The 25,267-nt window shown below is 55.0% G+C and carries 23 protein-coding genes; 12 read left to right on the top strand and 11 right to left on the bottom strand.

Annotated elements, in window-relative coordinates; genetic code table 11:
• Positions 1-234 precede the first annotated feature (234 nt).
• Positions 235-1,971, bottom strand: a complete 1,737-nt coding sequence (locus KYK14_RS10695; protein WP_208308920.1) for an APC family permease — start codon at positions 1,969-1,971, stop codon at positions 235-237.
• A 156-nt stretch (positions 1,972-2,127) separates the two neighbouring features.
• On the opposite strand from KYK14_RS10695, the gene KYK14_RS10690 reads away from it, so the two are divergent.
• Both KYK14_RS10690 and KYK14_RS10685 read left to right on the top strand, forming a co-directional pair.
• Complete coding sequence (locus KYK14_RS10690; RefSeq protein ID WP_219158827.1) at positions 2,128-3,360, top strand: acyl-CoA dehydrogenase family protein; 1,233 nt, start codon at positions 2,128-2,130, stop codon at positions 3,358-3,360.
• Between the two features lie 88 nt (positions 3,361-3,448).
• Entirely contained in the window at positions 3,449-3,793 is a 345-nt protein-coding gene (locus tag KYK14_RS10685) for an HIRAN domain-containing protein (protein WP_219158826.1), read from the top strand.
• A 10-nt stretch (positions 3,794-3,803) separates the two neighbouring features.
• On the opposite strand, the gene KYK14_RS10680 is transcribed toward KYK14_RS10685, so the two are convergent.
• Positions 3,804-4,265, bottom strand: coding sequence for a DUF4268 domain-containing protein (locus KYK14_RS10680; protein ID WP_219158825.1), 462 nt, complete (start codon positions 4,263-4,265; stop codon positions 3,804-3,806).
• Positions 4,249-5,937 (bottom strand): glycosyltransferase family 39 protein, encoded by a 1,689-nt coding sequence (locus tag KYK14_RS10675; protein ID WP_219158824.1) that lies wholly within the window; start codon positions 5,935-5,937, stop codon positions 4,249-4,251. The genes KYK14_RS10680 and KYK14_RS10675 overlap by 17 nt, the downstream gene beginning before the upstream one ends.
• Positions 5,938-6,268: 331 nt before the next feature.
• Here KYK14_RS10675 and KYK14_RS10670 point away from each other — a divergent pair, with 331 nt between their 5' ends.
• A complete protein-coding gene (locus KYK14_RS10670; RefSeq protein ID WP_219158823.1) occupies positions 6,269-6,928 on the top strand; it encodes an HAD family hydrolase in 660 nt (219 codons plus the stop codon).
• 4 nt (positions 6,929-6,932) lie between these two features.
• Positions 6,933-7,964 carry a UbiA prenyltransferase family protein gene (locus tag KYK14_RS10665; RefSeq protein ID WP_219158822.1) on the top strand — a complete coding sequence of 344 codons (1,032 nt, stop codon included), beginning with the start codon at positions 6,933-6,935 and terminating at the stop codon, positions 7,962-7,964.
• A 105-nt stretch (positions 7,965-8,069) separates the two neighbouring features.
• Here KYK14_RS10665 and KYK14_RS10660 read toward each other — a convergent pair whose 3' ends face one another.
• Entirely contained in the window at positions 8,070-9,065 is a 996-nt protein-coding gene (locus KYK14_RS10660; RefSeq protein WP_219158821.1) for a hypothetical protein, read from the bottom strand.
• A gap of 301 nt (positions 9,066-9,366) precedes the next feature.
• Between KYK14_RS10660 and KYK14_RS10655 the strand changes: the two genes are divergently transcribed.
• The 4 genes from KYK14_RS10655 to queG all read left to right on the top strand — a co-directional run bounded on the left by KYK14_RS10655 (position 9,367) and on the right by queG (position 12,686).
• A complete protein-coding gene (locus tag KYK14_RS10655; RefSeq protein WP_185281255.1) occupies positions 9,367-9,777 on the top strand; it encodes a DUF4332 domain-containing protein in 411 nt (136 codons plus the stop codon).
• A 207-nt stretch (positions 9,778-9,984) separates the two neighbouring features.
• Entirely contained in the window at positions 9,985-11,031 is a 1,047-nt protein-coding gene (gene ruvB, locus KYK14_RS10650) for a Holliday junction branch migration DNA helicase RuvB (RefSeq protein WP_219158820.1), read from the top strand.
• Between the two features lie 220 nt (positions 11,032-11,251).
• On the top strand, positions 11,252-11,599 hold the full coding sequence (locus tag KYK14_RS10645) for a nuclear transport factor 2 family protein (RefSeq protein ID WP_219158829.1): 348 nt from the start codon (positions 11,252-11,254) through the stop codon (positions 11,597-11,599).
• 100 nt (positions 11,600-11,699) lie between these two features.
• Positions 11,700-12,686, top strand: coding sequence for a tRNA epoxyqueuosine(34) reductase QueG (gene queG, locus KYK14_RS10640; protein WP_185281253.1), 987 nt, complete (start codon positions 11,700-11,702; stop codon positions 12,684-12,686).
• On the opposite strand, the gene KYK14_RS10635 is transcribed toward queG, so the two are convergent.
• The 5 genes from KYK14_RS10635 to KYK14_RS10615 form a co-directional block, all read right to left on the bottom strand.
• Positions 12,675-12,866 (bottom strand): hypothetical protein, encoded by a 192-nt coding sequence (locus tag KYK14_RS10635; RefSeq protein ID WP_185281252.1) that lies wholly within the window; start codon positions 12,864-12,866, stop codon positions 12,675-12,677. The two genes, queG and KYK14_RS10635, sit on opposite strands and share 12 nt — an antisense overlap.
• A gap of 208 nt (positions 12,867-13,074) precedes the next feature.
• Positions 13,075-13,965, bottom strand: coding sequence for a ferritin-like domain-containing protein (locus tag KYK14_RS10630; RefSeq protein WP_219158819.1), 891 nt, complete (start codon positions 13,963-13,965; stop codon positions 13,075-13,077).
• Positions 13,966-13,985: 20 nt separating this feature from the next.
• On the bottom strand, positions 13,986-14,729 hold the full coding sequence (locus KYK14_RS10625) for a ferritin-like domain-containing protein (protein WP_219158818.1): 744 nt from the start codon (positions 14,727-14,729) through the stop codon (positions 13,986-13,988).
• Between the two features lie 160 nt (positions 14,730-14,889).
• Positions 14,890-15,903: a ferritin-like domain-containing protein gene (locus tag KYK14_RS10620; RefSeq protein ID WP_208308933.1), complete on the bottom strand. Its 1,014-nt coding sequence runs from the start codon at positions 15,901-15,903 to the stop codon at positions 14,890-14,892.
• Between the two features lie 42 nt (positions 15,904-15,945).
• Positions 15,946-16,683: a ferritin-like domain-containing protein gene (locus KYK14_RS10615; RefSeq protein ID WP_208308934.1), complete on the bottom strand. Its 738-nt coding sequence runs from the start codon at positions 16,681-16,683 to the stop codon at positions 15,946-15,948.
• 491 nt (positions 16,684-17,174) lie between these two features.
• Between KYK14_RS10615 and KYK14_RS10610 the strand changes: the two genes are divergently transcribed.
• Together KYK14_RS10610 and aroC are read left to right on the top strand one after the other, a co-directional pair.
• Positions 17,175-18,683 carry a BatD family protein gene (locus KYK14_RS10610; RefSeq protein WP_219158817.1) on the top strand — a complete coding sequence of 503 codons (1,509 nt, stop codon included), beginning with the start codon at positions 17,175-17,177 and terminating at the stop codon, positions 18,681-18,683.
• Between the two features lie 109 nt (positions 18,684-18,792).
• The gene (gene aroC, locus KYK14_RS10605; protein ID WP_219158816.1) at positions 18,793-19,884 is read left to right on the top strand and encodes a chorismate synthase; all 1,092 of its coding nucleotides are present in this window, start codon (positions 18,793-18,795) and stop codon (positions 19,882-19,884) included.
• A 183-nt stretch (positions 19,885-20,067) separates the two neighbouring features.
• Here the strand turns inward: aroC and KYK14_RS10600 are convergent, their stop codons facing one another.
• Both KYK14_RS10600 and KYK14_RS10595 read right to left on the bottom strand, forming a co-directional pair.
• Positions 20,068-21,396 (bottom strand): HTTM domain-containing protein, encoded by a 1,329-nt coding sequence (locus tag KYK14_RS10600; RefSeq protein ID WP_219158815.1) that lies wholly within the window; start codon positions 21,394-21,396, stop codon positions 20,068-20,070.
• 36 nt (positions 21,397-21,432) lie between these two features.
• The gene (locus tag KYK14_RS10595) at positions 21,433-22,773 is read right to left on the bottom strand and encodes a sodium:proton antiporter (RefSeq protein WP_219158814.1); all 1,341 of its coding nucleotides are present in this window, start codon (positions 22,771-22,773) and stop codon (positions 21,433-21,435) included.
• 242 nt (positions 22,774-23,015) lie between these two features.
• Here KYK14_RS10595 and KYK14_RS10590 point away from each other — a divergent pair, with 242 nt between their 5' ends.
• Positions 23,016-23,636 (top strand): NifU family protein, encoded by a 621-nt coding sequence (locus KYK14_RS10590; RefSeq protein WP_185281241.1) that lies wholly within the window; start codon positions 23,016-23,018, stop codon positions 23,634-23,636.
• A 150-nt stretch (positions 23,637-23,786) separates the two neighbouring features.
• The gene (locus KYK14_RS10585; RefSeq protein WP_246601787.1) at positions 23,787-25,187 is read left to right on the top strand and encodes a sulfatase-like hydrolase/transferase; all 1,401 of its coding nucleotides are present in this window, start codon (positions 23,787-23,789) and stop codon (positions 25,185-25,187) included.
• The last annotated feature ends 80 nt before the right edge of the window (positions 25,188-25,267 follow it).

The following is a 25,267-nucleotide window of genomic DNA, read 5'->3' as shown; positions in this document are numbered from 1 at the left end:
GGCTACGCGCAATTTCCTAGCGTCGGTAGGCGTCAACTTCTAGACCACGGATTCGCTCGGCTTTATCGGATGACACGAATTTTGTGGACGGTTTTCCTTTCCGAAAAAGCGCCCATTATCAACAAAAAAGCCTCGCAGTTTGCGAGGCTTTTTTGTTGTCTCCTGTACGGTGATAAGTTGGAGGAATCGTCCACAAAATTCGTGTCATCCGATAAATCCGAGCGAATCCGTGGTTCAGATAATCAAGCGCACGCCGCCCAACTCAGAAATCTGGTAGGGGAACCGGTCGCCGGGGGAGCCGATAAACATGAAGTTTTTGGGGATGTTCCACTCCTGCGAGAGCTGGTCGATGAGGGCGGGTCCGAACTGGCCTTTGAGCGGTACAAAGTCAATCACGATTTCCTCGTAGGCACGGTCTAACACTTTAATATCGCGGAGCAAATCCTGGGAAAATGTTTCGCCCTCGCGTAGCAGCGTCACAATTTTAAGACGGTTGGTAAACTCGTTTTCGACCACGTAGGACATGACTTTGTTGAGGTTCGATACGTTGTCGCCCTTGGTGAAGAATACGAATTCCTGGCGATTTAGCTCGTGTAGCTGCCGCTTAATGGTAACCTGCGTGAGGCGCGAAACGCGGGGCGAGTGTTTGGCAAACGACTCGGCGCCGGCTAGAATAAGGTTTAGAATGGCCGTGCGATTCAGCATGGCCGCCACCACTAGCATGGATGGCACGAAGTATTGCAGGAAAACCACTAAGTAATCGGGCCGGATGCGGATGTTGCCGTACAGCGCCGTGACAACGCCCACCAGCGCCAGCGCCACCGTAACGACACCTGCGTACACCGGCCGGGGTAGGTTGGGCCGCTTGCGCTTGAGCAGGAAGTTACCCAACGCGAAAAAGGCCATTACCGACAGGAACGAAATGGTGTATACGCCCGCCAGCGGCCCCAACTCGCCGTTCGTAATCAGCAGAACCGATATACACAGCAGAAAGAAGGTAATGAGGATGATGTAGTTGCTTTGGCGCTTGTTTTCTTTCAGAAAGAACTGGGGTAGGATGCGGTCCAGGGCCATGCGCTTCATCAGTCCGCTCACGCCCACAAAACTGGTGAGCACGGCACCGCTGAGCACCGCCACGGCATCCACCGAAATAAGGGTAGCCAGCCAAGGGCCGCCAGTAGTGGTGCCAAGGTAGGAAAGCAAAGTTTCAGTGTGCTCACCCACCTCGCCTAGCGGCAGCGCAGCCACGGCCAGCAAGGCCAGCAGGGGGTTGAACACCGTAACCACCACCCACATATTGCGCAGCGTTTTCTGAAATACGCCCTCAGCTTGCTCCTCCACAAAGTTGGCCGAGCTTTCAAAGCCCGAAATGCCCAGCATAGCCGCGCTGAAACCCAGGAAAAGCGCCGATGAGAGGCTCCCTTGCAATGGCATGTGCCAGTTTTCAACTAAAGTGCTCAGCCCATGCGTAAACAAATACCACCCTGTGACGCCCACCAGCAAGGTGAGTGAGAACAAATGCAGCACAAAAATGCCCACAGCCACCACCGCCGACTCAGAAATGCCTAGGATGGTGAGTAGTAGAAAGAAACCCAACAGCAGCACCGTGGCCGTGATGATAGGTAGGCCGTGCCAAAGCGTGTGCAGGTAGTGCATAGCCTCGGAGGCCGAAATAACGGCCGTAGCCATGTAAGACAAGATAGTGAGACAGGCGGCCACGGCCGCGTTGCGCTTGCTGGTAGTGTTCAGGAGCACGTTGTAGGCGCCCCCATTGAGGGGTAGGGCGCCCACGACCTCGCCATAAATGCGACGGAATAAAAACAGCACGCCTCCTACAATCAGCAGAGCTACCCACGCGTATTGGCCCGCATACGCAATAGCCAATGCCGACACGTATAGGCAGGAAGAGGATATGTCGTTGCCACAGATAGCAGTGGCTTCCAATTCGTTTAGTTTTTTCTCGTGGCTCATCGGGTATAGCGTAGGAGGGGATAGAAGGTGTACGGGGGTAGGCGGGTAAAAGGTGGGAAAAGCTCGGCCGGCACTTGCTTCCTGCTTGGTTTACGGGAACAATTTGCCCCTTCGCAATTGCTTATATTTGACAACTAAACCCCACCCCGCTAGTCTATGTCTTCCCAAGCCGATATCCTCTCGCCCCAAAAGAAAGCCGACCGCGCCCACGGCTCCACCAATGCTGCTGGCTTCACCGACTATTTCGACCTCGATGGGTTGCTCACAGAGGAGCACAAGCTCATTCGCCAGACCATTCGGGACTTTGTGAAGCGGGAGATTTCGCCCAATATCGAGCGCTGGGCGCAGGAGGCGCATTTTCCCTCCGAAATCGTACGCGAGTTTGGCGAGGTAGGTGCCTTCGGCCCTACCATCCCCACGGAGTACGGCGGCGGTGGCCTCGATTATATCAGCTACGGCCTGATTATGCAGGAAATCGAGCGCGGCGACTCGGGGATGCGCTCCACGGCCTCGGTGCAGGGCTCGTTGGTGATGTTCCCGATTTACCAATACGGTTCGGAAGAGCAGAAGCAGAAGTTCCTACCCAAGCTGGCCTCGGGCGAATGGCTGGGCTGCTTCGGCCTGACGGAACCCGACCACGGCTCCAACCCCGGCGGTATGGTCACGAAGTTGGAAGACAAAGGCGACTACTACCTACTAAACGGGGCCAAGCTCTGGATCAGCAACTCGCCAGAGTGCCAGGTGGCCGTGGTGTGGGCCAAAAACGAGGAAGGCCGCATCAAAGGCGTGATTGTGGAGCGCGGCATGGAAGGCTTCACTACCCCCGAAATCCATAACAAATGGAGCCTGCGCGCCTCCTGCACCGGCGAGCTGGTGTTCGACAATGTGCGCATCCCCAAAGAAAACGTGCTGCCGAACGTGGAAGGCCTCAAAGGCCCGCTCTCCTGCCTCGACTCGGCCCGTTTCGGTATTGCCTGGGGTGCCATTGGCGCGGCTATTGATTGCTATGAGTCGGCTCTGAAGTACTCTTTGGAGCGCGAGCAGTTTGGCAAGCCCATCGGTGGCTTCCAGTTGCAGCAGCGCAAGCTGGCCGAAATGCTCACCGAGATTACCAAAGCCCAATTGATGGCCTGGCGCCTGGGCGTGCTCAAAAACGAAGGCAAGGCCACGTCAGCACAAATCAGCATGGCCAAGCGCAACAGCGTGCACATGGCGTTGGAGGTAGCCCGCGAGGCCCGCCAGATCCACGGCGGCATGGGCATCACGGGCGAGTACCCCATCATGCGCCACATGATGAACCTGGAATCAGTAATTACCTACGAGGGCACGCACGATATTCACCTGCTGATAACGGGGGCGGATATTACGGGGATTCAAGCGTTTAAATAACGTTTGAATGGGCGTTGGGGAAGTTGGCGTGGCTGTACTTCCCAGCATCCGCCTATATTAGCCCATCCATTTATTTGATCTGACCTCTATGGCTGCCGCACCTGCTACCCCTGCTTCGCCCTTGGTTTTGCTTGAATGCCTGATTGCCGGCACCTCCCACCGCGAGGGGCTAAAGGCCTACGAGCCGCAGCTACAGCTAGGCCAGGCCCTGACGCTGGAACGCGAAGCCGATAGCTCTTACGACGACTGGGCCGTGCGCGTGTACACGGCCGGCCCCGAGCCGATGTGGCTCGGCTACCTCCCCGAAGGCCGCAACGAAACCGTAGCCCGCCTTCTCGACGCCGATTTCGCGCTGGCTGGCCGCCTCACCCACAAAGCCTGGGAAGACGAGTGGCTGTACCTGGAAATGGAAGTAGTCCTACCCATTCAATAGGTGTAGTGCCTCACCGCAAGTCGTCGAAGGCGTACTGCGCAGTGCTCCAGAACTCGTCTAGGGCTACCAGACGCGGTTTGAAGAAGGAAATCAGTCGGGGCCAGTCGTCGCGGTTGAACAGGTTGACGGGCGTCAGCTCCTGATAGATGCGTGCTATAGGCTGGCCGTTGGCGTCCTGCGTTGCGGGCTCCCAGGTCCAGGCTTCGCCGGTGGCTTCCTCCAGCCACCGGCGCACCTCCTTCAATTGCTCGTAAAACAGCTCCCGGATGCCGGCATCTGGGTGGGTAAGCTCAATGCCAATGCTGGCCCGGCGGCCGTCGGCGTGCATGCGGAAGTAGACGTGCTTCAGGCCGGTTTTGTAGTTGATCCAGTTGGTAGGCAGCCCTTCGGCCGACGGAACCGGGGCCATGTATTGCCCAAAGGTGGTCCAGAAAGCCTGCCGGAGCTGCGTAACTTCAGTTTTGCTGTACATGGGGGGTAGAGCGGCGGCGGGGTAGGCCAAACAGGTTTGCGTGCGTAGTACGCATCTGGTAGGAGGCCTGCCGCGGCCGGTGAGTGGTCGTCATGATACGGCGGTTGAGCCGCTGAAACAGTACGGTGTCGCTTTCTAAGTAGTACCAGGCGGGCTTGCCATCGTAGTCGCCAATAGTACCCTTGTACAGCTCATCGTACACCAGCCAACCCCGGTGGCCCTGGGTGGCAGCGGCAAACTCATCAGCTGTTTTATCGATGTAGGTAGGAATGCTGCGCGAAGCCGGCCGGTAGTCGTGGCCCAGTACGGCGTTATATTTCAAAGGGTAGGCGAGCTTATAATAGCGGTAAGGCGGCACGTGGTTCCAGTTCAAGTACACCACATCGCCGGGCTGATACCGGTCATTTATGAACTGAAAAGCCTCCCGGAAGTACGATTTCTTATAGCCGCCAAACAATCCTGGGTCGGCTAGCTGGCGGGCCGAAGCCGCTAATGGCGGCAACAGCAGCAGCAGAGGTAGCACCCACTGCCAACTCGCTTTCACACGATTCCCAATAGCCGCGCAGCCACTGGCAATAAACAGAATAAACACCGGCGCCAGAAATACAATCAGACGCTCATACACCGGATACTTGCGTAGCGCCGAGGCAACCACCGTGAGCAGAATGGCAAACAGCAACACCAGAAACAGTTGCCGCTGCCGCCGAAAAAGCACAAAAGCACCCACCGCCAAACACCCCAGCGGCACGAGGCGCAACACCAGGCGCGGCAGCGTGCTGCCAAGGGTGCGCAGGTCTAGCAGCAGACCAAGGGGGTAGTCCAGCGCCATGTAGAGCTGGTAGAAAGGCCACCGCACAGCAGCCCGCGTAGCGGCTACGGGCATAAAGGCGTCCAGCGTTTCAAACCAATACACCAGCCAGCCCGACTCAGTATAGCGGCCCGTGAAGAGCAAATAGTTGAGCGCGAAGCTGAGCAGCCAAGCGGTAAATGGCACCAACTGTCGCCAGAAGCGCGGCCAGTCGCGGTGCCACAAGTGCCATAGGCTTAGGGCACCGGCAATGGCCATCAGTATAAAGATGCTGGCGTAGGAAAACCACACCAGCGCCGCCCCACCCACGGCCCACAGCAGCAATGGCCGCCATTGCTGCGCCGTATAAAAACGCAGGTAAAGATATAAGGCTACAACGGTAGCCAGCAGCTCGGCGCTATACTGCTTGATTTCGACGCTATGGTACACCAGCGGGGGTGCCAGCGCGAGCATGCCCATGGCCACAGCCGCACCCAGCGGCGACAGTACCCGGCGGCTGACCGGTACAAACAGCGCCAAAGCACCCAGCGAACAGAGCAGCGGAACCAGTCGCAACGCCATTTCCTGCTTACCAAAGAGCAGCACCGACAAGCGGCAGAGCCACAGAAACAGAATGGGGGCTTTCTGCTCGTATTCCAGTTCAGGCTGCGCTAGCCGCCCGAAATCCATCCGAATCAGGCTATTGGCCACGTACACTTCATCAATCCACAGCGAGCGGTTGTCGAAGAAGTGAAACAGCCGAAGAGCCACGCCACAGCCCAATAGCAGCCAAAAAACGACCTGCCAACTGAGCACGCGGTGGGTAGACCGCTGCCGGGAAAAATAAGTGCTGGTTGTAGGAGAAAAAGTAGTGCTTATGGCCATGAAGCGATGCTCAGAGGATACAGGTATAAATATTTCTGCTTGAAACGAGTAATATTTTATATGAGTTATATGCAAAAAATGGGTGTGTAGATCGTCGATTTACTACCCGCTGAAAGGTAGAAGAATGACAGCTTGCAGTCGATAGGCGCAGAATGCACACCTACCAAGCCGTCTGTCCAGCTCAGCAATAAGGGCTTCGGAATATGCAAAACGGAGATAATTGTTGCTATTTTTATATTGAACTGTATTATGACAATAATCGTAAATTATCCGCAATTCATACAAAACCGCCTGTTCATTGCCTACAAATCTACTACCTACGATACCCACAGTGAAGGCAGTTATATTCGATGTAGACGGGACGCTCTATGAGCAGTCCCGTCTGCGCCGCAAGATGCTGTATGCGCTGTTAGGCTATTATGCACTACGTCCCTGGCGTGCGCAGGAACTGTTAATTCTGAGCAAATTTCGGGCAGAGCGGGAAAAGCGCTCTGGTGCTGTTGGCCCCGATCTGGAAAATGCCCAGTATACGTGGTGCGCCGAAAAAGGCGGGTATTCCATTCCTAAAATTAAGCGCACAGTAGAGCAGTGGATATTTCGCAGCCCCAATCGGTATTTGGCGCAGTGCGTGTATCCGGGCACGCAGACCTTTTTTGAGACTCTACGGCAGCGCGGGGTTAAAATCGGTATTTACTCCGATTACGCCGCGCACGACAAGCTGGCGGCAATGGGCTTGCAGGCTGACATCGTAGTAAGCTCCACCGACCCCTTTATTGACCGCATGAAGCCGAACCCAGAAGGCCTGCTCTACATTGCTCAGCAACTAGAGGTAGCACCGGAAGAATGCCTGTTCATTGGCGACCGGCAAGAGTTAGATGGCGTGTGTGCAGAGCGCGCCAACATGCCCTACCGCATCGTGGACAAACAGCCGTTTGCCCAATTCGATTTCTATCACACTCTGAAAAATCAGTTGTTCCCCTCCACCAACTAGACTTATGGAAAACACTTTTATCCTTTCTGACACTGACAGTCAGGAGACAACTACGTTGCAGCCAGCGGGCCTACGCGACTACATCGCCATTGCACGACCCGATAACTGGGCTAAGAATGTCTTCATGATGCCGGGTGTACTGTTCGCCCTGCTTATTTACAGGCCAGGTCTTGACTCGCTTTTCGTGCTGAAGCTGGTGCTGGGCATTGTGAGCACCTGCCTGATAGCCTCGGCCAACTACGTCATCAACGAGTACCTAGACGCCGAGTTCGACAAGTTTCACCCCCTCAAGAAAAAGCGCACGTCGGTGGTGCGCGTGGTGAGTGCCAAGCTGGTGTATCTGGAGTGGGCCGGACTGGCCACCGTGGGCCTCACACTGGCCTACCAGATTTCTATGCAGTTTTTGCTGGTAGCGGCCTTTCTGCTGTTCATGGGCGTGATGTACAACGTGCGCCCCTTCCGCACTAAGGAGCGGGTGTTCCTAGATGTACTATCCGAGTCCATCAACAACCCTATTCGGTTTGCGCTGGGCTGGTTTATTGTGGCGCCGGCTCTCACCATCGGCACCATCAATTGGGCCGATCTGTTCCAGAGCCTACCCCCCTCCAGCATTCTGATTGCTTATTGGATGGGCGGCGCTTTCCTGATGGCCACCAAGCGTTTCGCAGAGTACCGCCTCATCGGCAACTCCGAGCTGGCCGGCCTGTACCGTCGCTCCTTTAAGTTCTACACCGAGCACAGCCTGCTGATTTCGATGTTCTTCTATGCCCTTACATCGGCTTTCTTCCTGGGTATTTTTCTGATCAAAAACCGGGTAGAGCTGCTAATTAGCTTCCCGTTCTTTGCGCTGCTATTTGCTTGGTACCTCCGCCTCGGGCTATTGCAGAATTCGCCGGTGCAAGGCTCCGAAAAATTGTATACTCGGAAGTGGTTTATGCTGTACGTTGTTTTGTTCTGCATTTTACTCACGGCTCTTATGTTTATAGACATTCCGTGGTTGCATTTATTCCTGCAGGAAACGTACTCGCTTAATTAATTCTGAAATTGCGGTAGTCAGGTTATTAAAATAAATGACCTGTATATAGTCAACCGATACAACATACTGGCGCCCCGTTAAGCTTAACGGAGCGCCAGTATGTTTTTACCCCAATAGCTCAGCCAGCGCCGCTATTTCCTGCCGTGCCTGCTGCACGGTGGGCTCTTGGCCAAATTCCCGGTCAACCCAACCAATAAAACCCGTTGCCAGGGCGGCCACGGCCTGGCGGCTGGTGCCAGGGGTAGCCGCCACAGGATAGTCGGCGAGGGGTAGGGCATCCTCTAGTCCCAGTGTGCCCAGCACATCCGATACAAAAGCCAGCGCGCACACGTGCAGTACCTGGTAAAGCAACACCAGCTCCGGTAAGCTTAGCGGGAGCCGCTCGCCGGCTTCCACTGCGCTCAGCCGCGTGGTAATGGCTTCTATGGCCGAGTCGGATAACGTGGTAAGTGAGGGTAGGGCTTTTAGAAAAGGGTGCGCTGAGGCCGCCGTGGTATGACGCAATTCCTGCGTGAGTAGCAGCGCCAAGCGCAACAATTGCAAACGCCCCTCATCGAAACCCAGGGTAGCGGCCGGTGGTAACGCCGGGCGCAGGCTGGCTTCGTGCTGCTCAAAAACCGCCTGTATCTGCTGCTGGCGGCGGCGCAGCGGTGCCAGGGCCGCCGGGCCACTCGGGCCGGCCAGAAACTGCTCTAGCGCATTTTCCAACTCAGCGCTAAGCTGTAGGCAATACGTGAAAAGGCTTTCCAATTCCTCATCCGAGAGTTGCATGTGCTGCCGCAGGTAGGCGCGCACTGCCGCGCCTAGCGGGCTGATTAGTGCCGCCCTACCCAGCAGTACATAGTCGTAGAAGCGGAGCGGCCGGGTGGCTATTGTTTCTTCCAGCTCGGCATTGGAGGCTAGCCCCGCCAGTTGGGCTACGGTAGGGGCATCTAGACGAGTGAGTGCGGTAATGGCTTCCTGAGCCGTTGCTGCCGCAGGCACTTGGAAAAAGTGCTGCGTAGCCATGCCCAGCGCAGATAAGGCTGGCGCTAGTTGGGCATAGGTAGTAGGCGGCAAAGGCCGCAGAGAGTGGTCAGGCGAGTGCGTGAAGGAAAGCATGTGCAAAGGTGGCGAAGAAGACTGAATTGTTGCTTCAGTATATCTTTTTAATAAATAAAAACATGGGTTATATATTTATTATTTACTCTTCTTTAATTAAAGCATGATATAAAATTGTAAAAATAAATTATAGTGAATAATATGAATTTATAGTGCTTTGTAACAGTTATTTATAATGATAAAAAGGCTGTGATGTGTAATTTTTATTTGGCAATGCGGTCTATTTAAATTGCATTTATATATTATTTTTTGTACCTTTGTATTATCAATTTTAAATAAATCATTCACCTAATTCATACACATGCACTATCAAATCAATTCTATCAAAAGTATTTCGGCTAAACAAGCAGCTACCCTCGAGCAGGAAGGCATTATGACGTCAGACGCGCTACTGCGCGCAGCACGTACACCCGCCGACCGCCGCGAGCTGGCCCGCAACACGGGTATCGAGGAAATGAAGATCTTTAAATGGGTAAACTACGCTGACTTGTCGCGTATCGACGGGCTGGAGCCTGGCCTGACCGCTCTCTTAGAGCAAGCCGGCATCACCACCATGCTCGATCTGCGGGGCCGCTCGCCGTTCAGCCTGCACAGCAAGCTCGTAGCCCTCAATAAGGAACACCAAGTAGTAAATGCTGTGCCTGATATGCTGCAAATGGCTGATATTGTGAATCATGCCAAGAGCCTGGAGCCAGAAGTTTCCTATCAATAAGTAATACGGGCACAGCTGTTGCCCTAGATCCCACCCAGCAGAAAACCGCGTTGGCGCTTCATATTCGAAACGCCAGCGCGGTTTTTTGTTTCATTTATACTATTGGTATTAGTAATGTATGTGCCGGTTGAAAAAATGCTAATGTAATGGGACAAATTACGGAATGGTGCTGTTCTATAGCCAACCACAATCCGCTTACCTTTGCATATGCGTGAACCCTTCCTCACTGGCGGCGACGAGCACTACGACGCCACGGACAAAGATATTGACAAGGCCCTGCGCCCGCTTAGCTTCGACGACTTTGCCGGACAGGACAAGGTAGTCGAGAACCTGAAAATCTTTGTGGCCGCCGCCAAACGCCGCGGCGATGCCCTCGACCATGTGCTGTTGCACGGACCTCCCGGCCTGGGCAAAACCACGCTGTCGCACATCATTGCCAACGAGTTGGGCGCAGGCATTAAAATGACCAGCGGCCCAGTGCTCGACAAGCCCAGCGACCTAGCCGGCTTGCTCACCAACCTCGACCCACACGACGTACTCTTCATCGACGAGATTCACCGCCTTAACCCGGTGGTAGAAGAATACCTGTACTCGGCTATGGAGGACTACCGCATCGACATCATGCTCGATTCGGGTCCGAATGCGCGCTCGGTGCAGATTTCGTTGTCGCCCTTCACGCTCATTGGTGCTACTACCCGTTCAGGCTTGCTCACGTCGCCGTTGCGGGCACGTTTCGGCATCAATTCGCGCCTGGAATATTACGACGCCAAGCTGCTGACCAGCATTGTGCAGCGTTCAGCCGAAATCCTGGGTACGCCGATTTATGAGGATGCGGCCTATGAAATTGCGCGCCGCTCACGCGGTACGCCCCGTATTGCCAACAATCTGCTGCGCCGCACCCGCGACTTCGCCCAGATTAAGGGAACAGGCACCATCACCGTCGATATTGCCCAATTTGCTCTCAACGCCCTCGACGTAGACGCCCGCGGCCTCGACGATATGGACAAGCGCATCCTGAGCACCATCATCGACAAGTTCAAAGGTGGCCCGGTGGGCATCAGCACCATTGCCACGGCTTGCGGTGAAGAAGGCGAAACCATTGAGGAAGTGTACGAACCGTTCCTGATTCAGGAAGGCTACATCAAGCGTACTTCCCGCGGCCGCGAGGCCACCGAAGCTGCCTACTTGCATTTGGGTAGGCAAATGCCTCAGCATTTGCGCGGCAATACGAGTACGGGGGAGTTGTTTAGTTGATCTGCACGCTCAGGTACTAGTCAAAAAGCGCTCTAAAATAGTATGACAAGCTATTTTAGAGCGCTTTTATGTGTTAAGGATGTTAATTAGCACAGATCACCGTGTCGAATACAGTTATATACGTCAGTGACTGCTAAACTAAAATTCGGATCATACGCAGACTATCTTGTCGCTAAGAAGAACACCTGTAAACTGGTATCGTAAAATCAAAAACATAGCGATGCAAAACCAAGAATTAATCACTAAAGCGTACGCTGCTTTCAATGCTCGGGATATTGACGCGGCGCTTACAACCATGCATTCTGAGGTTCAGTGGCCTAAGGCGTTTGAAGGAGGCTATGTGAGTGGCCATGCGGCTATTCGGGGTTATTGGACACGCCAATGGTCGGAAATAAACCCTAGGGTTGAGCCAGTTGAATGCACGGCCAGACAAGATGGAACCCTGGAAGTTACCGTTCACCAGGTAGTCAGGGACTTGCAGGATAAACTGCTATTTGATGGAGTAGTGAAGCATATATACACGTTGCAGCAGGGTCTACTACGTCGCATGGACATCGAACTAACCTAAGGTAGATGTTGCTGACCGGAACGGGAAAACTGGTTTTGCTTTTGGAACGCTTCACCACTGGTGGGGCGTTTCGGCTTTTCAGCCGACCTTTGTTATCCTCATGCTTCCTACCGCTCAGTATACTGCCTTCATTAAACGCCGCGCTGCCGAATTGGGCTTTATGTACTGCGGTATCTCGAAGGCGGAGTTTCTGGAAGAGGAAGCGCCGCGGCTGGAAAACTGGCTCAACCGCAACGCCCACGGCAAAATGGCCTACATGGCCAACCACTTCGACAAGCGCCTCGATCCGCGCCTGCTGGTAGAGGGCGCCAAATCAGTGGTGTCGCTGCTGCTGAATTACTACCCCGCCGAGGAAGACCAGCAGCCCGACGGCCCAGACGCGCTCAAAATTAGCAAGTACGCCTACGGCCGGGATTATCATTTTGTCATCAAGGATAAGCTGAAAACCTTGCTGGCTGATATCCAGCAGGAGGTAGGGGAGGTAGGCGGGCGCGTGTTCGTGGATTCGGCGCCGGTGATGGATAAGGTGTGGGCCAAAAAAAGCGGCTTGGGGTGGGTAGGAAAAAGCAGTAATCTAATCCGACCTGGCACCGGCAGCTTTTTCTTCATTGCTGAGCTGATTTTGGACTTAGAACTGGACTATGACGGCCCCATCAAAGACTACTGCGGCACCTGCACCAAGTGCGTGGATGCCTGCCCGACGGGTGCCATCACGGAGCCCTACGTGGTAGATGGCAGCAAGTGCATCAGCTACTTCACCATCGAGCTAAAAGACCAGATACCGCAGGAAGTAGCCGGTAAATTTGGCAATTGGGTGTTTGGCTGCGACATCTGCCAGGATGTGTGCCCCTGGAACCGTTTTGCCCAGGCGCACAACGAGCCGCAGTTTCAGGCGCACCCGCAGTTCAAGCACCTGCGCGCTACTGACTGGCAGGAAATCACGCATGAGCTATTTTCTGAGCTGTTTCGGCAATCGGCAGTGAAGCGCACGGGCTATGCGGGCTTGCAGCGCAACATCCTGTTTGTAACGCAAACCGCCGATGCTGGGGCATCGGCGGGTAGGGGGGTGGCGGAATCAGATGGCTAGTTGACCAAAGGCGCGATTTAGAATAACGCGGTAGACTTTGGCAAACTGGGCGTAGCACCATTCCTTAAACTGGGCTACTTCTTCGGGTAGTATCGTGCGAAGCGCTTTGCGTAGCTCCTTTTCAAATAAAAACTTGTCGAAACTAACCTTGGATAGGATGGTTTTGGTGTACTCTAACATGGTGGGTGGTTTTCAATAGCGGGTGGATTACTGGGTGGGGAGGGCGAACCGTTATACGAACAAGCGTTAGGTAGAGTGGTAATTTATGCAAGGCTAATTGCTAACCATCAGACAATCCGGAAATTAAATTTTAAAGCCACAAAAAAGGGACGCCATACACGTCCCTTTTTTGTGGCTTTATCTTGAAAAACCGCCTTTTTGCTATATTCTAGTATATAAATAGGTCTGCTAAATTGCTGGCGGTAGTGGCCGTCATGGGCTCATCGAAAGCGGCTTGCACTTTCTGTAAGGCGGTCTGCCCTACCCCCGCTGCATCAATGGGTAATTGATCGAACGGAATGGTTTGACCGGCTACGCGCTGGGTGGTGTTTTCCTCGCCCGCATACACGGCATCGGTCAGGCCAGCCGTCGTGATGGATTGGTCTGTGGGGCTGACCCAAGGCTTTACGGTGGCGTTGCGGTTGCGGCGCAGGGTCCGGATGTGGGCCGCGTGCCGGGCCTCTACCGAGTGAATTCGAGCGGCCGCAGTTAGAAACACCCGGTCGCTTTGCACAGTGGCAAGTTGGCCTTTGTAGGCGCGAACTCCGGTGTCTTCCAACAATTGAGCTACTTGCAAGAACGTGTCGAAGTTGCTGAATACGTCGGCAAACGGTGCGCTCTGCGTACCGTTTTTACTACCCGTAAAATCGAAGTTAAGGTTGGTAGGTATATCAGCGCCGGATGCCTGGAGCGCCCGCGTGAGGAAGGCAACGTGCTGCTGCTCGTGCTGCTGCACCGTAACAATACCCGGCCGCAAATCAGCAGGAATAAACCCGGCAGGCACGGCGGGCGTGTTGGGTACTAAACCCAGCGCCCGCGAATAAAAGTTGTTTTCGAGCAGCTCCAGGGTAAGCGCTAGCGAAAGCGAGTCGGTAATGGTTTGTGCTCCACGCCCGTAGGCCTGGCGCAGCGCCGAGCCCAGCACTAGAGGCGCCGTGGCTACGGCCGCCTTGCCGGTGAGGGAGCCCAAGCGGGTAAGAGCTTCGCGGCGCGAGCCCAGCCGAGCAAGCAGTTCCGGATCGGCTTCGGTCAGGTTGACCAGTAGTTTTAAAATATTCATACGCGAAAGGGCAGACGAGACTAAGCTAAAGCGGCTGTATCGGAAGTAACAACGGTTACTTTGAAGTAGGGGACCAGTTCCGTAACCACTGCCGATGGAGCCAGCATGATATCAAGTCCAGCCAAGTCGCCGCTATTGCTTACTACATCGGTACCGGCAAAAGAGCCAGATACCTCCAGGTCGCGCACGTAGGCGGCGTGGCGGGCCTTCACGGAGGCAATCTTACCCGCAAATAGCAAGTACTCCTTACCAGTATTATCCGTGGAGAATCGCACGACAACGTCGTTATAGGCCGCTACGGTCAAATCCTCGAATTTTTTAGCCGCAGCCAGCACGCCGGCACGAGTAGTAAGAGTAAGGGTAGCAAACGTGAAGTCTAGTGGGGCAATTCCGTTGGCGCCTAACAGATACTTGTACGACTCTGTATAGATCAACTCATGGTCGCGCAGATCGGTGAAGCCAGCCTGTTCCGCTGTCGTCATACCCGTAGGGAAAGCCGCTACCACTGCCTGATAAAAAGCCAGCGTTAACTGGTGTAGGCTATACAAATAGTTGAATACAACATTGTTGGCAGTGATGTTCCGTACGTTATTGGTATAGGACAGCTGAGGCGTGACAGGCGTAGCAGGCGTGTTTTCATCATCATCGTCACTGCAACCCGCCAGTACCAGCGTAGAGGTAGCAACCGTTGCGCCTGCCGCCCGCAAAAACGTACGACGTGGCAGGGGAGTAGATGTGAAGAAAGGAGTAAGCTTATCGGACATACACAAAGGCGAAACAGGCTTTCAACGCAGATTCACTATAAATCTGATATAGGCGCTGGTAAAGTTACTTAGTTCCGACTGAATAGCGGATGGAACCCACAAAAAGCACAAAAGGGTACGCCACGCGGCATACCCTTTTATATAGTCTCTTTCCTAAAGATTAGGCGAAGAAGGTACTACCCGTTACTGTGAAAGTGCTAGCAATGGTTAGCACTGTTGGTACAGGTAGGGGCTCGTCGAACGCTTCCGAGAAAGCCGAAGCTGGGAAATTCAGCGAAGCCAAAGTGGATTGCAAATTCACGCCGCCCTGAGTTACGTTATCTTCAGCAGGGAACGTGATACCCGCTGGAGTATAGGCTGGGGCATTACCAGCACCATAAATGGCAGCAGTCTGTGCAGGTGAAGCTCCACCACCGTCTTGGCCCGAAATCCAGCTCTTAGGTGAGGTGGTTGGGTCAGTGCCAGCAGCTACTGTAGCAGGAGCCGTACTCATAGCACCAGCACGTCGCATAGCACGCAGACGAGCAGCGTGACGAGCCTCTACCGAGTGAATATTGAGCGCTGCTGTCAAGATATCATCATTCGAAGCTAGATAAGGAGCACCACCCTTATATGCACGAACGCCAGTGTCTTCCAAAGACTGAGCTACAGCTAGAAATGTTGCTGGGTTGGAAAATACATCCGCAAAGGGGCCGTTGCCATTACCTTTGCCGCCCGTAAAGTCGAACTGCGACACCATTGGGGCAGTAATAGGAGTAGCACCTGCTTTCTTAAGAGCATCAGTTAGGAAATTCACGTGGTTGTTTTCGTCCGTGCGAATTTTCAGCAGAGCAGCTACATTCTGAGCACTCATTTTTCCACGCAAAGAAGTCTGAGCAGCCGAGGTTGTATTATTGCCAATAGTGCCGTCACCCTGCAAACCAATATTGTAGAAGTAAGCCTCTAAGTATTCCAGCTTCAACGCGAAGTTAAGTACATCTGGTATAGAGGGAGCACTCGTAGTTTGACCGTATGCTTTATTGAAAATGGAGCCCATTGCTAAAGGCAAAGCAGCGGCTGTCATCTTTTTGCCGAAGCCAGTCATGTGTTTAAATACACGCCGACGGGAATCGAAACGTTCGAAAACTTCTGGATCAGTCTTCTCGATTTCGGATAGTATTTGGAAGAAGTTCATATTGAAGGCAAATTTTAGATAGGAGAAAGGATACTGTGTAGATTACACAAGGTTGGAAACATTGAGTTTCGAGCCCTCCTTCAAATACTGATTGGCTGCTGCTACCACTTCTGTCGGAGTTTTAGAAATCTCCAAGCCGTTTGTGCCAATGGTTACTACGTCAGAATCAACAAACGAGCCTTCCAATACCAAGTCGCGAATCAAGGATGCATGACGGGCCTCTACAGATACAATCTTGCCGGCAATAACCAAGTACTGTAGTCCGGTGGCATCAGTAGCTATATAGCGTCCAGCACCATTATAAGCAGCTACTCCCAAGTCTTCAAACGTTTTGGCTGCTCCTAATACAGAAGCACGTGAGTTGAAATCAATGGCAGAAAAATCAGGCTCTAGTGCCTTGATGGCATTAGTACCCAACGCAGCCTTGAAAAATTCGCGGTGAATCACTTCGTGGTAATACAGGTCGTCCAGAATCTGCTTTTCAGCGGTGCCTGATGCCAAACCTTTATAATACGTACCTTCCCGAAGGCTAGTGTAGAAACCAGCTTCAAGTTGTTCCAAAGCATAAGCGTAGTTCAAAACGCCAAGGCTGCTAGAGCCAACATCCACCATGTTAGGCATAGAGGTGTTGTCGCTGTCATCGTTGCAACCAGCTAGTGCTAGAGCGGTTATACCGGCAGTAGCGCCAGCATACATGAAAAAAGAACGACGCTTAATGGGGGCATACAGCGGCTTAGTGAAGCCCACTTCGTCTTCACCTGGTTTGATAATGTTGGACATAAAAAAGGAAGTTTGGGTGAAACAGGGGAGCTAGGGCAATAACAGAGCTACGACAGATATTTCCTGCCTTTCTTCAAATATTGGATTTCCCGGAAGCTTATTATTTGATGTGATTTACGGCTGATATTGTAAAATGGATTGGTTAATGGTACTTTTTTTTGTTCAATTCCTTTCGAATGGACCATTTGCTGCCTGTCAGCGTGTTGTGCAAGGTTTTAACTGAATAATCCGGCTGTTACACCAACTGCCGAACGGAAATTGCCAGCAGTAGCTTTTACTGCATCTGCGTTTAATAGCTCGTCAAAATATTCCGCTGCCGCTGCTACCGCGAGCGAGAGTAAAGCCTGCGGGAGGTTCTGTACGTTGATGCTGGCTTGCGTCACATTGCTATAAGTTACTCAGTAGAAAAGCTGTGCATCGCATTCTGGTCCGAGAGACTATGCACAAACCCTTCTTTGGCAGTAGGCTGTCAGTTTTGCCTAAATTTGCGCGTGATACGACTCCAAGCTCTTCTCTGCTTTCTGCTGTTGCTGCTCGCAGAAACAAGCCGTGCGCAAGCTGTTCCGCCTGCCACTAGTACAGGCCAGGCGGTGGTGGTGCTGGGCCGCACGGAGTTTCCGATCAACGAATACTTCACCATCAGCTTCACCCTACGGGGGGCACCGCTAGACCGCTATTCGGCTTTTCCGGATATCGAGGGATTCAAGAAAAGCGGTAAGCTGAACACCACGACCACGCGCACGGTAGGCGGGCAGAGTTCAATTGAACTGACTATTACGCAGCGGTACGCCGCCTACCAGGAAGGAGAGTTCGAACTACCGCCCTTCACAATTACCGTGAACGGCAACCCCATCCGCTCGCCCGGCGCTACCCTGGAGGTAGGGCCACAACAAACAGCCACTACCCCGCCCGCCACCGGTACTAACCCCAATAACCAGCCCCTGCAAGGTATTGGGTTGCTGGATGAACTGTTCGGGAAGCCCAAGCCCGACGCGTACGTAGAGCCGAAAGACCACGCGTTTCTGGCGCTGGTAGCCGATAAGAGCAGCGTGTACGTAGGCGAAGGCGTGCACGTGAGCATGTATTTCTATCTCACGCCAGCCGACCAGGGCCTGCTAGACTTCTATAATTTTGCCGGTCAGCTGCCGGGCATCATGCAGCAATTGCAGCAGCGCACGGCCTGGGAAGAGCATTTCGAGGATCAGGAAATAACTCCCGAAACCATAACGGTAGGAGGTAAAAGCTACCTGCGCTACCGTCTCTACGAAACGGAACTGTATCCTCTGACGGCTGAGGCGTTGCGCTTCCCCATTATTTCGCTGCAAATGGTGAAATACAAAGTAGCAAAGGACCCCACTGCCGACCCCACCGACCGCCTGGAAGGCTACAAAACCTACTTCACTGAACCGTTGATCATAGCGGTAAAGCCCCTACCGCCTCACCCCCTGCGCGACCAGGTAGCCGTGGGGCGCTATCAGTTGCGCGAGGCCATCGACCGCACTACGTTTCAGGTAGGGCAGACCTTCACGTATACATTCTCGGTAGAAGGAGAGGGAAATCTGGCCACGTTATCGGCGCCTACCCTGCGGCCTCAGCCTGGGGTAGAGCTCTACGGACCGGATATTCAGCAAGATCTAACGCGCCAGAGTGGGCGGGTAGGCGGGCGCAAGCGGTTTACGTATCGGCTGGTGCCCCGCCAGCCGGGCCCGCTGCTGCTCGATAGTCTGCTCACGCTGGTGTACTTCAACTTGGCTACGGCGCGCTACGATACGTTGCGTCCGCAACTGGTTGTATCCGTGCAGGATGCGCCCCAGAAAGCTGCGTTTCGCCCTCGTCCCGACGACCCTTTCTACACGGAAGCCCTGCAAGCAGCCGACAACACGTTGCAGCCCTTGGATGCCTACCGTGATGTGCGTCGCTACGCCAATATAGTGCTTGTGCTGTTGCTGGGCCTGGCGGGTTTTGGCTGGTGGCGGGGAGGCCGACAAGGGGCCGCGTAGCAGGATTAACAGGGAATTGCGTGCGCTAATGAGGGCTTTTGCTGACCTTTACGGTCAACAGAACTGCGTATTGCTCATTCCTTACCTGCTTACTACTCACTGCTACCCTATGGCTAATTCCTTCGGCACCCTCTTCCGCATCACCACCTTCGGCGAATCGCACGGCGTGGGTATTGGCGTTACCATCGACGGCTGTCCGGCCGGTTTGGCAGTGGATGTAGCGGAAATTCAGGCGGCGCTAGACCGGCGCCGGCCCGGCCAGTCGGACCTAACGACCCCGCGCAAGGAGGCTGACCAGGTAGAGGTGCTTTCGGGGCTGTTTGGCGGTATGACGACGGGCACGCCCATCGGCCTGCTCATCCGCAACCAGGACCAAGCCAGCCACGACTACTCCCACATCGAGCACGCCTACCGCCCTTCGCACGCCGATTATACCTACGACCAGAAGTACGGTCGGCGCGACTACCGGGGCGGCGGCCGCAGTTCGGCCCGCGAAACGGCCGCCCGCGTGGCGGCTGGAGTAATAGCGCAGAAATTCCTGGCGCACTATGGTATCGAGGTGGCTAGCTATGTGTCGCAGGTAGGGGCCGTGGCCGTGCCGGTGAGCTACGAGGAGCTGAATTTGGGTTTAATTGACTCCAACCCCGTACGCTGCCCGCACCCCGAAACGGCCGAGCGCATGGCCACGCTCATCCGCCAAACCCGCGACCGACACGACACGGTAGGCGGCATCGTGACGGGGGTAGTGCGCCACGTGCCCACGGGCTTGGGCGAGCCGGTATTCGACAAGCTGCACGCCGAGTTGGGGAAAGCTATGCTGAGCATCAACGCCGTGAAGGGCTTTGAGTACGGCTCGGGCTTTGCCGGCACGTTGCTATTCGGCTCCGAACACAACGACCAGTTTTACACTAATGAAGCTGGTGAAGTGCGCACTCGCACCAATCATTCGGGTGGAATCCAAGGCGGTATCAGCAACGGGCAGGATATTTACTTCCGGGTGGCTTTCAAACCCGTCGCCACCATTCTGCAACCCCAGCAAACCATCAACGACCAAGGCGAGGAAATCAGCCTGGCTGGCAAAGGTCGTCACGACCCTTGCGTACTACCCCGCGCCGTACCCATCGTAGATGCCATGACTAGCCTCGTGCTAGCCGATATGATTTTGCGGGCACGGGCAAATAAGGTAGGTGAGGTGTCTTAAAGTAGGAGGGTTTTGAGGGAAGGAGGGTGTGAGGTAAGAAGAAAAGCGTCTGCCATCCTGAGCTTGCGAAGGACCTTGTCACGGTAGAACGACCATCGTAGCAACGACTCGTTCAACTGGTAAATCGCAAGCGCAGGATGACACATTTGCTGCCGCTCCTACCTTCTTACCCTGAAGATACCCTCACTCACTAATCCACTTATAAGGTGCAACCTGCCGGGGTAAAGCGGCCAGATTCACATCCGGTGATACCAGCGGCCGCGGTGCCTGCCCGTTGAGCCGTACCAGTGATATGGCGTGCACTGCCACCGGTTCGAGGCCGCGCTGCTGGTAGTCGCGGGCCAGGAAATGGGCGAACTGCAACAGCGCATCGGGGTTGCTGAGCAGGTAGTGCTGCTGCCGGGGCGTGAGGTAACGAAGAGGGTCTACAATATCGAGCTGGCCATTGAGGCGACGCACGTGGTAGTACACGCTGCCGGTTTTGCTGCGCAGCATCATGTGCCAAGCAAATTGGTGGCCTTCCTCGGTCCAGTGCACGTCGCCAGGATAGAGTAGGTAGCGCAGCGGCACCAGCAGCTGCACCACAAGGTAGAACGCCAAAAACGTGAGCAGCACGGGCGCCGTGCGTGGGATAATTGGCTTGGCTGAAAGTGCGGGCAACGGCACGCGGGCGGCCAGCCAACTACGAAGCTTTGGGGTTTGGCGAGGCCAATTGGGAGGTAGGAAGAGGCACACCGTCAGCCCCAGCGAAAACCACGGAAACGTGCCCAGCCCAAACACCAGCACATTAGACAGGTGAAAAAACGCTGCCGCTGCTAAGGCCAGAAGTCGGGTGCGGCGCCATAGCAGCAGCAGCACCAGCAGCAGATCGAAGGCCAGACCGGCGCGGCTCATCCAGACCGGTAACCACGGTTGCGCCAGCAGCGGCCCGATGAGGAAATAATGCGCTTTGGGAGCCAGCCAGATGCGAAGCGAGGCGCCCGCCCACCAGTCGGGATTCAGCTTAGCTAGGCCAGCAAAGAAATACACCAATCCCAGTTGCAGTTGCAGCAGCCAACGCGTCCAGACGGGCGTGGTGGTAGAAGCGGTAGTGCGGCCGGCGCGCACATCGGCAGACGCGGCACAGTGGGCTGGCGTGAGAGCCAGCAGCCCCGCCAGCAAGGAATAGAGGTAGAAATGATTGATATAGCGCGTTTGCTCGGCCAGAAACAGCCAGGTAAAGGCCAGGCACAACGCAGGCGCCGTAAACCGAAAACGCCAACCGGCCGCCACCGCTACGCCCAGCCCAATAATGAGCAAGTGCAGCCCTATCATACCGACTGGGGGTAGGGTGGGCAGCCAGGTGAAAAAGAGGTAGGAAAAGTGAAAAGCCGGCTCGGTGTACTCGCGGATGTAGCCCAGCGCTAAGCTGCCTGCCACCTCCAGCGCCAACAAGGACCCAATTAGCACGCGAGCTACTACCAGCCAGGCAATATCAATGGGGCGAAATAGGGTGGCAGTCCAGGAACGCATTCAACCAAACGCTAGAACAGGAAGTAGGCTACTAGGCTACATCCAATACAACAACACGCTCACCAAGGCTAGCACCGGCAGCAGGTAGACCAAGGAATAGCGGAAAATATACTGGAAAAACGCTGGCATATCGATTCCCTCGTCACGAGCAATGGAGCGCACCAAGAAGTTGGGGCCATTGCCGATGTAGGTAAGACCGCCAAATAGCACCGCCCCACTGGAAATAGCGCGCAGCAGCGGCATGGTAGCGGGGTCGTAGGCGAAGGCGGCCACGGAGGCTACCTTGTTGAATTCCAGCTCGTGCCCGGCCATACTCAACGATACCAGGCTGGCATAGGTAGGGGCGTTGTCGAGGAAGGCAGAAAGCAAGCCAGTTACCCAGTACAGCACGGCTGGCGTGAGGCGCGTGGCGATGGCCGGGTCGGAAGCTACGCGGGATGCCAGTTGCAGGGCGGGCATCATGGTCAGGAAAATGCCGAAAAACAGAAACCCTACCTCATAAATAGGCCCAAACGTGAAATGGTTGCCCGTGAGGGCACGGCCGGTAGCTGTGCGGTAGCAGCCCCAGGCAGCCAGTAGCTGCACCGTTTCCCGCACAAACGACACGTTCACCCCAGCAATGCTCAGGGTAGGAATCCAAGGAAACTGTTGCGGATCTATGAATACGCTAATCAGTACAACGACCAGCCAGATCAGGTTGTAGCGCCCATGAAACTCCAGCAGTGGCAGTCCGCCCTCGCGCCGGATCTGCTCCTGCTCCTCGCGCGAGAAGCGGCTTGGGTAGGGGATACGGCGGTCAATCAACCAGAAAATCAGCAGCAGTGCGCTGTTGGCTACCACCCAAGGTAGGGCCAAGTGCAAGGACGTCCAGATAAACGGGACGCCGCGCAGAAAGCCAATGAACAAAGGTGGGTCGCCAAGTGGAGTGAGTAGCCCACCTACGTTGCTGACAATGAAGATAAAGAAGACGATATGGTAAGGCTTGATGCGTTCGTCGTTGAGACGGATAAACGGCCTGATAAGCACCAGCGAAGCACCAGTAGTACCTATCAAGCTGGCCAGCACCGCACCAATGATCAGCAGAATAACGTTGCGTTGAGGAGTTCCCTGCAAACCGATGTTCAGGTACATCGTGCCGCCCACCACGTACAACGACGCCAGCAACGTTACGAAGGAGAAATATTCAGCGAGGGTTTCAACGGCCATGTGCCAGTCGTGGCGGACAAAGCCGTAGTAAAGCAGCATCAGCAGACCCAGCGCCACGGCAATGCGGGCATAGTTACGTTCCCAGAAATGCGGAAACAACAAGGGGCCAGAGGCAATGAGCCCAAGCAAACTAACAAAAGGTATCAGCAGCCAAGGAGCAACGGCTGGCATGTGCACGGCGAGTAGGAGAGAGGCAGAGAAAAAAGGCAATAGTGAAAACGCTAGGTGAAAGACAAAAGTAGCCCACCGGCCATCGGCAAGCGCAAGATGGTCGGTGGGGAGCTAAAAGAGGAGGGGAGTTGTTACCTTTATAACATCTACGGCTCCGATTGGTTGTAGATGCAATGGATTTGGCGAAATTAGCCAAAAGACATTCTTTTTTACTTCGCAACGCCTTACGTATCAATTGCCTTATGAATACCACTCCTGCCGCCTCGCCGGTTTCCATCTACGCCGAAGCCAGCCCCAATCCTGAGTCCATGAAGTTTGTGCTTAACGCCACGCTACTCAGCGACGGCGTGAGCGTGGACTATCCCAACGTGGAAGCTGCTGCCAATTCGCCGTTGGCTCAGGAGCTGTTCAACTTCGACTATGTAGGCCGCGTGTTTATTGCGGCCAACTTCGTCACCATCACCAAAACCACCGAACACCAGTGGACTCAGCTCATTCCCGAGCTGCGCACCTTCCTGAAGTCGTACGTGGAGGCAAATGGCCCCATCTTCACGGTAGATCCCGCCGAGGAGCAGCGCGCCGCCCAGCAAGCCGCCGCCACCGGCGACCACTCGGAGCAAGACCAGCAAACCAGTCAGAAAATTATCGACCTGCTGGACAATTACGTGCGCCCCGCTGTAGAGCAGGATGGTGGCAACATCACCTTCAAGAGCTACAACCAAGGTGTAGTGACCGTGAATCTGCAAGGCTCGTGCTCGGGCTGCCCCTCGGCCACTGTTACGCTGAAATCGGGTATCGAGAACCTGCTCAAGCGCATGGTTCCTGAGGTAACGGAGGTAGTAGCCGAAGGCGTTACCGTATAATATTCGCAGATTTTGCAGCGGCATACTTTATAAGTGGTGTCGCCAACGCAAAAGGGCGGTTTGACTAACAGTCAAACCGCCCTTTTGCGTTGATAGATATGTAGTTACTGATTTTGCGTAAAATGCGAAAAAGAACTACACTGTTACGCTATGAAACAGATGAATCTGCTCATTCTGGTTGTTGGGCTGTTGCTTGGTAGCTGCACGAGTAACCCACGTTCAGAGGTAAAACAAAAGGCTATTTCTGCCCAGCGCCCTAACATCATTTTGCTGCTGGTAGACGACATGGGCTTTGCCGATGTGGGCTGCTACGGCGGCACGTTTGTGCCTACCCCCAACATCGACCGGCTGGCGGCCGAAGGCATCAAGTTTACGCAGTATTACAGCGCCGCGCCCATTTGCTCGCCCTCAAGAGTAGGACTAACCACGGGCTCGGCGCCGGGGAAGTTTAACATCACGTCGTTTCTGGATACGCGCCGGCACAACCGGCAGTGCGAGCAGGCCGATTTTCTGGTGGCCGATGCGCCCTCGGTGGCTCGGCAGTTGCAAGCCGCTGGCTACGCCACCGCCCACTTTGGCAAGTGGCACATGGGTGGCGGCCGCGACGTAGACAATGCGCCCGGTATCCTACGCTACGGCTTCGATGCCTACGCCAGCACCTACGAAAGCCCCGACCCCGACCCGCTGCTGACCTCTACCAACTGGATCTGGGCGCGCACCGACAGCATCAAGCGCTGGCGCCGCACCGAGTATTTCGTTGACAAAACACTGGCCTTCCTCAAGAGCCACCCCAACCAGCCCTGCTACATCAACCTCTGGCCCGACGACGTGCATACGCCCTGGGTGCCCGACGAATCCACCCTCGACACCCACCCCAACGGCACCGAAAAGCCTCGGGAGTTTAAGGGGGTGCTAGCCGAGCTGGACCGGCAGGTAGGCCGCCTGCTGGCGGGTCTGCGCGAGCAGGGCATAGACGATAACACGCTCATCATCTTTACCAGCGACAACGGCCCGTTGCCGAATTTCGATGGGAGCCGGGCCACGCCTTACCGGGGTAGCAAGCTTTCGTTGTACGAAGGGGGTATCCGGATGCCGTTTATTGTGCGCTACCCGGCCCGTACCCCGGCGGGGCGGGTAGACCAGCAGTCGGTGCTAAGTGCTACGGATTTGTTCCCTTCGTTTGTGACGCTGGCGGGTGGGGCAAGCAGCCCGCAACCCCGCACCGATGGCGAAGACGTGACGCCCGCCCTCTTAGGCAAGCCGCACTCGCACACGGCGCCGCTGTTCTGGGAGTATGGCCGCAACAGTAAGTCGTTCCGCTACCCCCTCGGCCGCGACCGAAGTCCCAACTTGGCCATGCGCCAGGATAATTGGAAGCTCTTACTCAACGACGACGGCTCCCAGCTGGAGCTATACGACCTCGCCCGAGACCCTAAAGAGGTAACCAATGTTGCCGCCCAACACCCCACCGTGGCTGCCAATATGCGGCAGCAAATCCTAGCGTGGCGCGCCGCCCTACCCGCTCCCCCAGAAGCGCCATTAGCAAAGTAAAGTGCTCTGAAAGTAGCCCAGAAATAGGATAAGAATACACACAAAGAAGCCCGGCCAAGCGGCCGGGCTTCTTTGTGTGT

The organism is Hymenobacter profundi (assembly GCF_019334315.1).
GTDB lineage: Bacteria > Bacteroidota > Bacteroidia > Cytophagales > Hymenobacteraceae > Hymenobacter > Hymenobacter profundi.
The sequence above is the reverse complement of the archived record's forward strand: the minus strand, read 5'-3'. Positions and strand labels throughout refer to the sequence as shown.